The 13,897-nt window shown below is 60.0% G+C and carries 9 protein-coding genes; 6 read left to right on the forward strand and 3 right to left on the reverse strand.

Going from position 1 to position 13,897, the window contains the following annotated elements; translation table 11 throughout:
- Positions 1-99 precede the first annotated feature (99 nt).
- Positions 100-1,479 carry a MocR-like pyridoxine biosynthesis transcription factor PdxR gene (gene pdxR / locus ACW9IB_RS17535; protein WP_457414710.1) on the reverse strand — a complete coding sequence of 460 codons (1,380 nt, stop codon included), beginning with the start codon at positions 1,477-1,479 and terminating at the stop codon, positions 100-102.
- Positions 1,480-1,612: 133 nt separating this feature from the next.
- On the opposite strand from pdxR, the gene ACW9IB_RS17540 reads away from it, so the two are divergent.
- The 5 genes from ACW9IB_RS17540 (at position 1,613) to ACW9IB_RS17560 (ending at position 7,757) form a co-directional block, all read left to right on the forward strand.
- Positions 1,613-2,089: a carboxymuconolactone decarboxylase family protein gene (locus ACW9IB_RS17540; protein ID WP_457367563.1), complete on the forward strand. Its 477-nt coding sequence runs from the start codon at positions 1,613-1,615 to the stop codon at positions 2,087-2,089.
- Positions 2,082-2,522, forward strand: coding sequence for an N-acetyltransferase family protein (locus tag ACW9IB_RS17545; protein ID WP_457414660.1), 441 nt, complete (start codon positions 2,082-2,084; stop codon positions 2,520-2,522). Before ACW9IB_RS17540 ends, ACW9IB_RS17545 begins: the two co-directional genes overlap by 8 nt.
- Positions 2,519-3,112, forward strand: a complete 594-nt coding sequence (locus ACW9IB_RS17550; protein ID WP_457367561.1) for an FMN-dependent NADH-azoreductase — start codon at positions 2,519-2,521, stop codon at positions 3,110-3,112. The genes ACW9IB_RS17545 and ACW9IB_RS17550 overlap by 4 nt, the downstream gene beginning before the upstream one ends.
- A 59-nt stretch (positions 3,113-3,171) precedes the next feature.
- The gene (locus ACW9IB_RS17555) at positions 3,172-4,317 is read left to right on the forward strand and encodes a MalY/PatB family protein (protein WP_457414662.1); all 1,146 of its coding nucleotides are present in this window, start codon (positions 3,172-3,174) and stop codon (positions 4,315-4,317) included.
- A gap of 95 nt (positions 4,318-4,412) precedes the next feature.
- Positions 4,413-7,757, forward strand: coding sequence for a hypothetical protein (locus ACW9IB_RS17560; protein ID WP_457414664.1), 3,345 nt, complete (start codon positions 4,413-4,415; stop codon positions 7,755-7,757).
- A gap of 67 nt (positions 7,758-7,824) precedes the next feature.
- On the opposite strand, the gene ACW9IB_RS17565 is transcribed toward ACW9IB_RS17560, so the two are convergent.
- The gene (locus tag ACW9IB_RS17565; protein WP_457414665.1) at positions 7,825-12,144 is read right to left on the reverse strand and encodes a hypothetical protein; all 4,320 of its coding nucleotides are present in this window, start codon (positions 12,142-12,144) and stop codon (positions 7,825-7,827) included.
- A gap of 240 nt (positions 12,145-12,384) precedes the next feature.
- Complete coding sequence (locus tag ACW9IB_RS17570) at positions 12,385-12,600, reverse strand: TOBE domain-containing protein (RefSeq protein ID WP_003173733.1); 216 nt, start codon at positions 12,598-12,600, stop codon at positions 12,385-12,387.
- Positions 12,601-12,932: 332 nt separating this feature from the next.
- On the opposite strand from ACW9IB_RS17570, the gene ACW9IB_RS17575 reads away from it, so the two are divergent.
- A complete protein-coding gene (locus ACW9IB_RS17575; protein ID WP_457414667.1) occupies positions 12,933-13,889 on the forward strand; it encodes an aliphatic sulfonate ABC transporter substrate-binding protein in 957 nt (318 codons plus the stop codon).
- Positions 13,890-13,897 lie beyond the last annotated feature (8 nt).

A 13,897-nucleotide genomic window follows, 5' to 3' on the forward strand; every position in this document is an offset into this window, starting at 1 on the left:
AGCGGTGGATCAGTTAGCGCTGTAATCGCTGACACGCCGCCTTCGCGAGCAAGCCCGCTCCCACATTTGGGCTGGGACCGGCTTCCAGAAACCGGTCGGCTACCAGGCCGTCGCCGCAGCAACGGATATGCACTCAAAAACACCGCGCAACCCCAACGCCAACTCCCGCGCCTGCCCCACACTCAGCACATTGGTAAACCCCATCAACACCCCCTGCCCCCGCCCCGGTTCCAGCGCCCAGCGTGACAGTGCCTGAACCGCCAACCCTTCACGATTCGCCGCATCGGCGACAACGCCGTCCGGCACGTCGACCGACAACCGCGCCAACAAATTGATCCCGCCAGCCTGCTCATCCACCCGCAAAAACGCTCCGCAATGCTCGCGCAACGCCGCCACCAACCAGCCCCGCCGTTGCGCATACAAGGTGCGCATGGCCTTGAGGTGCCGGTTGAAATGCCCTTGTTCGAGAAAATCCGCCACCGTCAGTTGCAACAACGGTGTGCTGCGCTGCTGCAATACCCCGGCACTGCGCTCGAAGGTGTCCACCAACGCCTGCGGCACCACCAGATACCCCAGGCGCAATCCGGGAAACAGCATCTTGCTGAAACTGCCGGCACAGATCACCCGATCATCCGTGTCACTGCTTTTAAGCGCCGCCAATGGCTGGCCCTGATAGCGAAACTCACTGTCGTAGTCGTCTTCGACCACCCAACTGCCCTGCTCGCGCGCCCAGTCCAGCAGGGCCTGGCGACGCGCCGGGCTGAGTGCCACACCCAGTGGGCTCTGGTGTGCCGGGGTGACAATGGCCAGACGCGCATCGCGGTGCCGCTGTCGGCCCTGTTCGACGTCGAGGCCGTCACGGTCCACCGGCACCGGCACCAGTTCCACGCCCTTGTGCAGCAACAACTGCCGCGCATGCAGGTAGCCCGGGTCTTCGAACCAGCACCGCTGGCCAGCCAGCGCGAGCGCATCGCACAGCAGCATCAGGCACCCCGCATACCCGGCGCACACAAAGACTTGCTGCGGCGTGCACTCGATACCCCGATACAGCGCGAGGTAACGGGCAATCGCCACGCGCAGGGCCGGGGCGCCGCACACATCGCCCATGGTCAGGCTGTCGGCATCGGTGCGACGCACCTGGTGCGTCACCAGCCGCGCCCAAAGTTTGCGCGGGAACGCATCCAAAGCCGGCAGGCCCATTTGCAGGGATCGGGCGACGGGCGCGACCGGTGCCGGTACAGGGGGCGCGGCAACAGAAGGCAGTGAACCGGCAATCACCGTACCTGCCTGTCCCCGCGCTTCGAAGAAGCCCTCGCTGATCAACAACTGATACGCGGCCTCTACCGTGCCGCGGGCGACTTTGAGCTCCAGCGCGAGGCTGCGTACCGACGGCACCCGATCCCCCGGACCCAGTTGGCCCTGGTCGATGGCGAGGCGAAAGCGGCGGTAGATTTCCTGGTATTTGGGCAACGGTGGCATCGCGGACAGGCTCGGCAGGTAGACAGGCGGAAGTCTGCTCATGTCCCAACCCACTTGTCCAATCATGCCCCTGTCAGGCGACAGGAGCGCCCCTGAAAATGGTGCATCCCTTGATCAATAGAAGGACTGCACCATGAAACACCGTCTCGACTACGCCCAGGTGGCTCCCACCGGCTATAAGGCCCTGGGTTCCGTGCACAGTTATATCCACGGTTGCGGCCTGGAAAAGGAACTGATTGACCTGGTGTACCTGCGCGTCTCCCAGCTCAACGGTTGCGCCTACTGCCTGGACGCCCATTCCCGCGACCTGCTGAAACTGGGCACTCGCCCAGAAAAGCTTGCGTTGTTGGCCGCCTGGCACGAAGCGCACCCATTGTTTACCCCGCGCGAATGTGCCGCCCTGGCCTGGGCCGAAGTGGTCACCCAGGTCGCGCAAACCCAAGTGCCGGACGCCGACTACGCCAAAGTCGCCGGCGTGTTCAGCGAAAAGGAAGTGGCCGACCTGACCCTCGCCATCGCGTTGATGAACGCCCTGAACCGCGTGGCCATCAGCTTTCGCAAAGTGCCGGCGGCGGTCAAGGCGCACCTGGAGAGCCAGGGTAATGAATGAACAGGTCGAGTTTGTATTGATGGACAGCGACGCCGACTGCATCGCCAGCTTCGCGGTAATGCAACAACTGCGTCCTCACTTGACCGATGCGGCGGCATTCGCTGCGCAGGTCCAGCGCCAGCAGCAGAACGGCTACCACCTGCTGGCCGCGCGCGAGCACGGCAAGGTGATCGGCCTGGCCGGCTACCGGCTCACGGAAAACACCTTGTATGGGCGCTATGTCTACGTGGATGACCTGGTGGTCGACGCCGCGCTGCAACGACGTGGCCTGGGTGAGCAACTGCTCGACTGCGTACGCGAGAAAACCCGCGCCCTGGGCTATCGCTACCTGGTGCTGGACACCGGCCTGCATATGGCCCTGGCCCAACGCTTCTATTTTCGCCAAGGCCTGCTGGCGCGGGGCATGCACTTTTCCCAGGACCTGACCCCATGACCCGTGCCCTACTGCTCAGTTTCAGCCCCCACGGCAAGGCGGCGCAGACGTTCAGGCTGGCGCGCGCCCTGCTGCGCACCCAGGTACCGGACGCCGAAGTCACTGAACGCGACTATGGCGGCCAGGCCCTGCCGCCGCTGTCCCGGGAATATGCCAATGCGCTGACTACCCCCGGGGGCCTGAACAGCAGCGCAACGGTGCTGTCGGACCAGTTGATCGAGGAGTTGGAGGCCTGTGACCTGCTGATCCTCTGCACCCCGGTGCACAACCTCACCGTGCCGGCGGCGCTCAAGGCCTGGATCGATCACGTGGTGCGCGCCCAGCGCAGCTTCACGTTCAATGCGCAGTTCCAGAAAGTCGGCCTGCTCGACGATCGGCGCACCTTTGTGCTGGTCAGTTCGGGCAGCGCCCGCAAAACCAATGACCAGGACTTTCTGACCCCGTATGTGACCGCCATCCTGTCTACGGTGGGCATTCGCACGGTGGACTTCGTGTACCTGGGCGCCATGGCGCGGGGTGAAGAGGCGGTCAACCGCGCCGTGGAACAGGCACATCGGCAGCTGTCGGAGGCAATCAGCTCTGGCCTATAAAATTAATGGCGCTAGAATCAGCGCCATTTCTTGCGCCTACGTCCCGACACGAGCCCTCCATGAGTTTTGATTTCGACACGATCCACTCCCGCCTCGGCACCGGCAGCACCAAGTGGAACCGCTACCCGCAAGACGTTTTGCCGATGTGGATCGCCGACATGGACATCGCCGCTCCACCTGCCGTGTTACACGCCCTGCACCAGCGCCTGGACCAGCAGATTCTCGGTTACAGCGTGGCCGGCCCGGACGTGCGCGACGCGGTCGTGGCCGACCTGTGGGCCAAGTACGCCTGGCGCGTACAACCTGAAGAGCTGGTGTTTTTGCCGGGTGTCGAGCCCGGTTTCAACATGGCCCTGCATGCATTTGTGCAGCCGGGCCAGCCGGTGGTGCTGCAAACCCCCAACTACCGCCCGATTCGCCTCGCGCCCGGCCACTGGAACCTGCCGCGCATCGAAGTACCCTTCGAGCTCGTCAACGGTGAATACCTGACCCCGCTACCGGCCCTACGCCAGGCACTGAGCGGCGCCGGCGCCTTGCTGCTGAGCAACCCGCACAACCCCATGGGCAAGGTCTTCCCCCGCGAAGAACTGCTGGCCGTGGCCAATGCCTGCCTGGCAAGCGGCGCGCTGATCATCTCGGACGAGATTCATGCCGAACTGTGCTTCGACGGCCGCCGTCATATCCCCACCGCCAGCCTGAGCCCGGAAATCGCCCAGCGCACCATCACGCTGATGTCGGCCAGCAAGGCCTACAACGTGGCCGGCCTGAAAACCTGCTTTGCCGTGGTGCAGAACGCCGAGATCCGCGAGCGCTTCAACAACGCCCGCTGCGGCATGGTCGACAGCGTCAGCCCGCTGGGTCTTGAGGCCACACGCGCCGCCTACAGCCAGTGCGGCGAATGGCTGGATGCGCTGGTGCAGTACCTGCAAGCCAATCGCGATTACTTGTTGGACGCCGTGCGAACCCGCTTGCCGGGCGTGGTGATGCACGCGCCACAAGGCACCTACCTGGCCTGGCTGGATTGCAGCGCCCTGGGGCTGGACGACCCGCAGCAGTTCTTCCTGGACCAGGCCAAGGTCGGCCTGAGCGCCGGTATCGAGTTCGGCGATGACAGCCAACAGTTCGTGCGCCTGAATTTCGGCTGCCCCCGGGCGATGCTCGAGGAAGGTGTGAAACGCATGGAGCGTGCGCTGCATCACCGTTAAACGGCATTTCACAACTTTTCGCAACGAGCGCAAAACCCCTGCTGTTACTGTCACGCGGGTACCAGTCCCAGCGGCAACAGCAGGAGTTTCCTGGCATGACGACACGCCCACTCGACCGCTCGTCCGAGCCCAACGCCCCCCGCACGCCGAGTTCATCGGGTGCCAAGTTTCATGTACTCCTCAAGCAAAGTGCCGATAACAAGAAGGTCGAGTCCCACGACAAGACGCCTTCCGGGCTCGCCTCCAGCAAGAAAGACGGCTACGAGCTGGCGGCCAAGGACGCCACCCCGCCCCCTGCCCTCAGCGATTACAAGGCCATCGGCCCGCCGGATGAAGTGGGCCCGGGGCTGATCCGCTACGAAACCCAGGACGGCAAGAAAGTCATCGTCAGCGAGCAGGACAGCCCGGAACTGTTCAAGCAGGTCAGCGCCGACTTCAAAGCCCTCGGTGGCGTGGTCGCCAGTGAATCCGCCGGTTACCAGCGTCTGGGCGCCGATGCCAGCGCGCCAGGCAAGCTCGGCGACTACAAGGCGCTGGGCCCGCCCGATGAAACCGGCCCCGGGGTGATCCGCTACGAGACCCAGGACGGCAACAAATTTGTCGTCAGCGAGCGCGACAATCCCGAGGCGTTCGCCAAGGCCAAGGCCGCCTATGAAAGCTTCAGCGGCTTGTCCAGCAGCGAAGCCGCGGGTTACCGGCGTGCCACCGACAACGAAGTGTGGCCCCCGTATGGCGGCACCGCCGTCGGCGCCGAAGACGAAGTGGGCCCGGGGCTGATCCGTTTCGAAAGCAATGGCCAGAAAGTCATCGTGGCGCGCGATGACAACCCCAAGCTGTTCGACTACCTCGCCGGCCTCAACACGGTGTACACCGACCCCGGCAAAAAGGCCGTGATAGAAGGCGAGCTGAACAACGGCGCCGCGCTGGCCGATGCCAACACGCCAATACCGGGCCTCAACGACTACAAGGGCTTCAGCTGGAACAACGACCAGAAAGACAACATCCTCACCTACGAGCTGCATGACGGCACCAAAGTGGTGGTGTCCAAGGACGTGAGCCCCGAGCTGTTCAAGAGCGTCGCCACCGCCAATGACACCTGGGCCAAGATCCACACCAGCGAAGGCGAAGGCTACAAGCTGGCCGGGCCGAATGATTTCCTGAAAAACACCGACATCACCTTTGGTTCGCCCGACGAGCTGGGCGACGGCCTGATCCGCTATGAAACCAGCGAAGGCAAGGTCATCGTCTCCAAGGAGCTGAGCCCGCAGCTCTACGACGACGTCAAGGCCAAATGGGATGCTTTCACCGCCAGCTCCGTGGACGACACGCGCACCAAGTACAACCTGCCCAAGCCCGGTGACCTGGATGTGCTGAACATGGACACCGGTGTGCACGCCGATGAAAAGGACGACAAGTCACCGACCCTGACCGTCAGCGAACTGGCCACCACCCAGTTGATCGATACCTACCGCGAAGGCGTGAAAAACGGCTCGATTCCCAAGGATGACCCACGGGCCAAGCTGGTGCGCGCCCTCGAAGCGCAAGCCGCGTACCAGAACGGCCACGGCATCACCGGCTACGAAGAGGCGCGACGCCCCTTCAACACCACCTGGCGCGAGTTCGACGACAAGCAGACCCAGCTGACCTCCGCCGACATGCACGACATCATCGATGGCAAGGCCGTGCAGAAGCAGATCGGTGAGTTGTTCAACGACCCGACCGTGCAGGCCGACTACAAGGCCAAGATGGACGATGCGCTCAACAAGCTGCCGAACAAGGACGAGATCAAGCAGAAGCTGCTCGACCTGACGTCCAGCCCGGATTACGTGCTGTACCTCAAGGACCTGCAAAGCCAGGGCAAGACCTACGAAGCGCAAAAGGACCTGAGCGACACCCTCACCTCGCTGTCGCTGTTCGACCCGGAAGCGGCGAGCAAGGCGGCACAGAACATCCAGGCCGACGGCCTGACCACCGACCTCAACGCCATCCTGTCGGACCCGAGCAAGATCTCCGACGAGAACAAGGAACTGGCGACCAAGGACTTGTTCGGCCTGCTCAAGGGCGTGCTCAAGGGCAGCCTGCTCGACCTGCCGCGCCGCTCCCAGGAAACCCTGGAAAAATTCCTCAACGAGGGCCTGCAGGGCAAGGAAAAATCCGCAGCGGTCACCAAGGCCCTGGAGGAGTTGGGCGAAGTTTACAAAAACAACGGGGCGATCACCGAGGCCGACCTCAAGACCGCCCTGAGCAAACCGTATATTCCCGTAGCGGATCGCGGCATGCTCGGCGAGGTGTTCCATACCCTCAACAGCAAGGGCATCCTCGGTTCCCTGGGTGCCGGCGTGACCCTGTTTTCGGCGATTTACCAACTGGTGGGCAAAGGCGGCAAGCTGGGTGAAACCCCGGCCCAGCGCATGACCATCGCCAAGGACTTCCTCAGTTTTGCCGGCGGCTCCAGTCACTTCGTGCGCCTGGGCGACAAGATCGGCGAGACCCTGGGCAAAGGCGGCCTGGTGGACTTCCTCGGGCTGGACAAGACACTGCCGGAGATCTGGGGCAAGACCGGTCTGCAGGAGCCGAACTTCGAATTCCGCGTCAACGAGATGCCGCCGGACGTCAAGACCAAGATTTCCGCCGCCCTGGACGCGGTGCCCGACAGCCAGTACGACGGCATTTCCAAGATGTTCGACGGCGACAAGGCCGTCACCGAGGCCACCGACGGCCTGGCGACTCACCTGGATGACGGCCTGGCTGCCGCCGGTGCCGCCAAGTTGGGCGCTTCGAAATCAGCGAAGATCGCCGGTTCCGTGATCAAGGTATTGGGCCCGGCCACGGACATCGCCGGTGGGTTTGCCGATATCGTGCTGGGGGCGCTGGCGATCAAGGCCGGTGTCGACAGTAAAGACCCGCTGGCGCAAGCCGCAGGCGGCCTGCAAGTGGCCGGTGGCGCGTTTGGCGCGTCCGCCGGTGTGCTGGGCGCTGCGGCGCTGTTTGGTGCGGGCACGGCGGCAGCGTTGACCGGGCCGTTGTTTCTGGTGGGTGTGGTGCTGGCGGTGGTCGGCGGGATCATCGGCTACTTCGTCGACCACAACAAAAAGCAGAAGGCGACCGAGAAGGAAAACGACTGGTACCGCGACTTGGCGAACGACGGCCTGTTGCAGGACAACTGGGCCGACAAGGTCGAGTACGCCCACTACGAAATCCATCACTACGGTGGTCGTGACGCCCCCACCGACGACAGTATCTTCCGCTTCCAGCAATCGGAATGGGAACACTTCGACCAGACGCCGCAAAAAGGTGGCTCGTCGAGCAACCGGCTGGACGGAGGCTTGCACAAGCACTACGAGGACCCGAACAAGCCGCCGAAGAACCTGCCGACCGATGCCCCGCCTGAGCGCCCGCAGCCCCATCCACCGGGAGGTGCGGGCGTGAAAATCGCCTGACCGGTCTACTCGTGGCCATCAGCTGGCTGGCACCTTGGCGAGGTGGCCAGCCAACTGATGGGGGCTATCACGCCGCTGGCAGCGACTCAGGCTTAGCCGTATCCGTCTGGATTTTAAGGCTGCTCACCTGCGGTGTTCGGTCCGCGGAGCCGTCTTGACGCGGTGCATTGATCACCATCATCACCCCGTCGTTGGTGATGAACACAGGCCGGGCCTTATCGTTCTTTGCATCACTGGAGAAAGCCCCCTTAAAAAGCAGCGCTCGACTGTTCCCCGGCGTGCCGTCACTCACGTCAACCGACAAATCACCCGTACTCGAAACACGCCATCCGGAGACTTGCGCCGCACTGTAGTCGAGTTTGATGACACTGCTGGCTGGGTCGGCGATCACCACCTTCCTGTACCCCTTGTTCACGATGTAGGTGTTGTGCCCGCCTTCTCCCGTGATGTGCGCACCGCCCTGCACATGCACAACGTTCGCGCCATTGCCGGTGAACACCACATCCTTTTCACCGTTGAGCGTGAACAGGTTGTTCTCATCATTGCCCTGGATAACGCTTTCCCCGCCTTCGACCGTACTCACACTGGAAAACGATTGAAAATGCGCGATTTTCTTCACTCCTTCCGTATTCGAATCTTCGGTTTTGATCGAGATCGTATTCGTCTTGAAGTTAATCACGTGGCCTACGTATCGAGCGGTTTTATCCTGCCCATCTTCCTTGTAGGACGTTGTCAATGCACCGGAAAATGCCAGGGTATTACGCCCACCTTGACCATCGAGTGATGTTTGCCTTGGGCTGATGCCGTCCTTGGCGGTCGTCGAACCCACTTGCTCGGCCTGCACCAGCGTCTGACGGGCATCGGCGTTAAACACCACAGTATCGTCGGCATCCCCGCCGTTAATGCCCTTTTTTCCGCCACCCATCAAAAAGTAATTGGGCTTGGACTTGATACCCGTCACCCAATCATCGCCATCGCCCAGATCCCACAGCGTGGCCTTGTGCGCTCCGGGTACACCTTCCACGGCGACGACAGACTTGCCGTTCCATGAGTTGAACGTACCTGAAATATGGTCATTCCCGCCCTTGGCATCAACGGTAGTGACTTGGCCCGGCACACTGATCTGGTTCAGCAACCAGGTGATGGGCGAATACCAGAGCGCCGGCGTCAGCGGGACGGTACCCGGCACCTGCTTGGCCTCGACATCTGTTGCGCCGATCACCACCCGCTCAAACTGTTCTTTGCCCGGCCCCTCCAGAAATTTTTGATAGCGGTCCCTGTTCTGCTGCTCGTGTTCGCTGCTGTATTTCTTTTCCAGGTAGGGCTTCATCACATCGAATCCTGGCTCAAAACCCAGGAATGATTTAACGCCCGTGACGAATTTCTGCCCTCCTGTCAGCGGTGTGTATTGATCGATGTCCTCTACGGTACGCACGGCCGTGTAAATCATCTGCCCAGTCATCAAGACCCCCGCCACAATCAGCCCCGCCGGCCCTGCGGCACTGGCACCCGCCAGAAACGCGGTCCCCAGGACGATCGATGTCGTAGCATTGGCAATCGAAAATGCGCCGTTGACGTAATGGTCTTGAGCCTGTTTACCGGTGCTTTCACCTGCATCTTTAAAGGACTTGACGGCCTGGTAGATGTCAAAGGGAACACTGATGACCAAGCCGGCCCCACCCCCGAGTTTTCCTATCATCTTGCCGACGCTGGACGCTTTGAAGCCCAGTACCGAAGGCCCCACCTTGCTGGCGGTATGTTGCGCCACCTTGTTCAGGCCAGCTTCGACCCCCATCCCGACATAATCGGATGCCACCGCCCCAAGGCCGATGACACCTCCCGTTGTATCGCCTTTCTGAAGGCTCTCGATAGAACTGCGCAACCCTTGATAAGTGCTGAAAGCCTGGAATCCGAGCCCGGCGGCATTCGTTTTTGCCCCGGGAGCGCCAGTCGCTGACGGAGAAAAAAAATCAGCAGGCACTGGTTTTCCGCTACGCAACAGGTCACGTACTGCCGAGGATCGCTGTGATGTTTCAGCGACAAACGTTTGAAGTGTGTCGGGAACAAGCCCGCCATCGCTGCGAGTCATCAAAGGGGGGGCGACAGGACTGCGATTGGCCGCCAGTTCGCTGACAATGTTTGCCATGCTTGCAGCGTCTTCAGGCGGAACCGATTGCAGGTATGCCAGAAATCGGTTGTAGTCGATCTGCACGTTACCCGTGGTATGTCCCTGCGAATCAGGGGCCATTGCACTTTCTACCGGCTTGCCGCCAACCTGTACCCCCATCTGGTAGAGCTGGACGCGGCTGACGTCTATCTCGCCAACGCGGATTGGCGGTTGGCTGGCGTCCTGGGCTTGCAGGCGTTTGAATTCGGCGTCGCCCTCTCTGGAGAATGTATTGCGTCCTTGGGGTGCGGCGGGCGCTGACTTATCTGTGTCTGGCGACAACAGTTTTTTGACCGCGTCGCGGGTATTGCTGTGCAAACGCACCCCATAGAGACGCGCGGTATAGGCGCCCTCTGCCACTTGGCGTGGATTGGAGTGCGAACTGACGGGCGCGCCATCCACCAACTTCAGAAACCCGCCGGAATCGCCGTTGTAATAGCCCAGCATGCCGAGTTTTCCGGTCAGCAGCGCCGCCTGTTTTGCGGTGGCAGGAGCGTCGCCGTTGCGTTGAGCCTGACGACCCACTTGATCCGCGACAGTGCCGCCTTTGGCCGCAGGAGGGGTGAAGAAATCGTCACCCACGATCAAGAGAGGTGGTTGCCGGAAAAACAACTGCGTGTCCGGTCGACTACCGGGTTTGGCAATGATGACACTGATGGTTGAACCCAGTGACCTCAGCACGCCGGGATCACCTTGCTGAAGCTTGAGCAAGGCTGCGGTTATTGCATCGGTCACGCGCTGCGACTTGTCAGGCCCCATACTGATATCGCGAGCCATATTAAACTCGATGCCCTGAATAACGGCGCTTCCAAATTGCTTGTATTTCCCCAGTTTATCGATAACCAGATGAGCCCGCTTTTGTTCCATTCGCTCAAACGCATAGGGGTAATCAACCGGTGCGCGCGCCTCATTGATTGCACCGGTCAACTGCTGCTCCAGTTCAATCATACGAGGCAAAAGCGCGCTGCCAGGATGATGGTGCATAAAACGCCTTACGGCGCCTACCGCATCTATCGCTTTATGAAACTGCGACATCCCCTGGGTGCCATGCACGTGTTTCAACTCATAGGAAACCCTGTTGTAGTCGGTCATCTCGGCAGAGGATGGCCCTGCTCCTTGTACCGTCAGACTTTCCGCCGTTGGCACACGTGAAACATTGATGATGTTGAGAGTATCCAGCCCACTGAGGGGAGCGTTGTACATGTATTTTATATCGTTTGACGCACCAGAAAAGGCAGGCAGGCGATCACGATCAAATACACTTATTTTGTATGCAGGCGCTCCATTACTCTCATATTTCGTTTTCAAAAAATCTTTCAGCTTGGGGTGTGTGAATATTGTGTTCAGTCCTTTTTTAAAGCGCTTTTTGGAAGAAAACGTTGTAAAACCAAAGTTCGGGTCAGAGAAATAGTAGGTACGCTGTCCTTGGGGGTCGACAATGACACCTGCTGTCGCACGGTGCCTGCCAGTGCTGATCAAGAGTGTCTTGGTGGTGGGCGAATCGATCAGTTCCGAAGCGATGGCGGCAGGAGGCACCAACTTCATGGTCTTCGGATCATGCGCGTCACGGGGACCTTTAACGCTCGCGTGTACTTGAGCCAGTTTCTGGAAAAACGCCTGGGACTCAGGCGCATCCGGATTCGCAAGCGCCTGATAGATGTTACCCAGAAAGATATGCTCTTTCCCCTCGGCTACCGCCAGCGACATTAAGTGCGAGATCCCTGAACATTCCCCTGTGGAAAACATGTTGATGACCCGCAGATAGAAGCCCTGGGGCATCGGCGTTACTTTTACGCCATCACCCGTCATTATTTCCGTGAACAGATTGACGTATTTAAGTGCTTCGTTAACCAGGCGCTTTTCAATCAGATACTTCAGAGCCCCTATCTGCTCCGGACTGATCGACGGGTCCAGGCTCAGCCGCATAAGCTGAATATTGCTCATGTCCTTGAAATAACCCGGCAACACGACAGCAGAAGGATTGTTGTAGCCGTTCATGAACGAGTCATAGTCGAGCCCCGACTTGGCCTGGCTGACCCTGCTGATAAAATGCGCAGGCACGGCGTCGTCCGGTATAAAAACAGGGGGAGCAGCGGACGGCACGTCGGCAGTATTGGGAAGCTGCCTGCGCGTACGCGTATGAGTGGCATCACCCGCGTGATCACTGGGGGAAACAAGGGGAATGTGCTGCGAGCCGGTTATCGAGGAGAGTAGGTGCATAAGTGTCCCAACTATAGATAAAGAACCTTGCCCTCCCTGCAACATGAGTCCATGGCCTGAACATACAAAATGGCAAAGGGTCTCAATGTAAGGACTATCTGAATAATGCTATCCACAAAACACCAAATAAGTTCCCAGTGAATTTGTTATCAAGCATTGCGCTTGTAAGTATGAAGCAGAAGGTAATGACGTTGGATAAGAACAACGGGAAACCGGCTGGCCGGCTCCCTGTTCAGATACCTACAACTTGGCGATGGACACTTCGGTGGACTTCACAAAGGCAATCACTTCACTGCCCACTTTCAATTCCAAGTCTCGCACCGAGCGCGTGGTAATGACCGAAGTCACGATCCCGGACGCGGTTTGCACGTCGATTTCGGACACCACCTCCCCCAGCAGGATTTCCTTGATTACGCCCTTGAACTGGTTGCGCACGTTGATCGCTTTGATGGTCATGTCGGCTTTCCTTTTGGCTGTTGGGTCAATCCGCACGAATGCGCAGGCCCTCAAAATGCGCTAACGCAGAAGACATTAAAAGGAATATATAACTCTTTATTTATTCGAATAAGTTATTTAAGCACTGTTTGCCTGCCAACAGTGGATCAACACTCTGCCCTGTTCCATTACAGCACCTACCGCGTAAAACCCCGCAAATGCGCCTCCAGGCGAGCTGGCACAGAGACTGCATATTCCTATAAAGCATGATGGAGCATGCCGATTCAGTTTTCTGAATATAAGGAAAACCTTCTCTCAACGCCTTGTTCGCTTATGTAGCCCGGAGCTGTTCCATGACCCCCTTCACCACACGTTTACTCGGCGCGTGCGCCCTCGTCCTGTGCCTTCACCCACAAGCATTTGCCGCAGAAACCGACCCCGCACAAGTCAACCTGGATTACGCCTACTACTCGCCGGTGAGCCTGGTGCTCAAGCACTTCGGCTGGCTGGAGCAGGCACTGCCGCAGAGCAAAGTCGGCTGGGTGCTGAGCCAGGGCAGCAACCGCTCGCTGGAGTACCTCAATAGCGGTGGCGTGGACTTCGCCTCGTCGGCCAGCCTGTCAGCGGTGTTGAGCCGCGCCAATGGCAGCCCGATCAAATCGGTGTACGTCTACAGCCGCGCCGAATGGACCGCGCTGGTGGTGCGCAAGGACTCGCCACTCAAGAGCGTTACCGACCTCAAGGGCAAGAAAATCGCCGCCACCAAGGGCACCGATCCGTACCTGTTCACCCTGCGCAGCCTGCAAAAAGCCGGGCTGAAAAAAGACGACGTGGAACTGGTGCACCTGCAACACCCGGACGGCCGCACCGCGCTGGAAAAAGGCGACGTGGACGCCTGGGCCGGTCTGGATCCGCACATGGCCGCCAGTGAAATCCAGGCCGGTTCGCGCCTGCTCTACCGCAACAAGGATTTCAACAGCTACGGCGTGGTCAGCGTCACCGAGAAGTTCGCCAAGGAACACCCGCAGACCATCACCAACGTTCTTGGCGCCTACGAAAAGGCCCGCGATTGGGCGGTGAAGCACCCGGATGAATTCGCCAAGCTGCTGGCTGACGAGTCCGGCCTGCCATTGGAAGTGGCCAAGCTGCAACTCTCGCGCACCGACTTGAGCACGCCGTTCCTCAGCAGCAAGGATGTGGTGGCGTCCAAGGCGGCCGCACCGATCCTGGTGTCTGAAGAGCTGGTGCGCAAAGGCGTGAATGTAGATCAGGTGATCGACCAGTTGATCGATACCTCGTTCGGCCATTGAGGAGCGCG

It is taken from the genome of Pseudomonas sp. SDO524_S393, from assembly GCF_054071875.1.

Coding starts and splice junctions, on each gene's coding strand:
- pdxR (WP_457414710.1), bottom strand. CDS start 1,479: ATGCCACCGTTGCCCAAATACCAGGAAATCTACCGCCGCTTTCGCCTC.
- ACW9IB_RS17540 (WP_457367563.1), top strand. CDS start 1,613: ATGAAACACCGTCTCGACTACGCCCAGGTGGCTCCCACCGGCTATAAG.
- ACW9IB_RS17545 (WP_457414660.1), top strand. CDS start 2,082: ATGAATGAACAGGTCGAGTTTGTATTGATGGACAGCGACGCCGACTGC.
- ACW9IB_RS17550 (WP_457367561.1), top strand. CDS start 2,519: ATGACCCGTGCCCTACTGCTCAGTTTCAGCCCCCACGGCAAGGCGGCG.
- ACW9IB_RS17555 (WP_457414662.1), top strand. CDS start 3,172: ATGAGTTTTGATTTCGACACGATCCACTCCCGCCTCGGCACCGGCAGC.
- ACW9IB_RS17560 (WP_457414664.1), top strand. CDS start 4,413: ATGACGACACGCCCACTCGACCGCTCGTCCGAGCCCAACGCCCCCCGC.
- ACW9IB_RS17565 (WP_457414665.1), bottom strand. CDS start 12,144: ATGCACCTACTCTCCTCGATAACCGGCTCGCAGCACATTCCCCTTGTT.
- ACW9IB_RS17570 (WP_003173733.1), bottom strand. CDS start 12,600: ATGACCATCAAAGCGATCAACGTGCGCAACCAGTTCAAGGGCGTAATC.
- ACW9IB_RS17575 (WP_457414667.1), top strand. CDS start 12,933: ATGACCCCCTTCACCACACGTTTACTCGGCGCGTGCGCCCTCGTCCTG.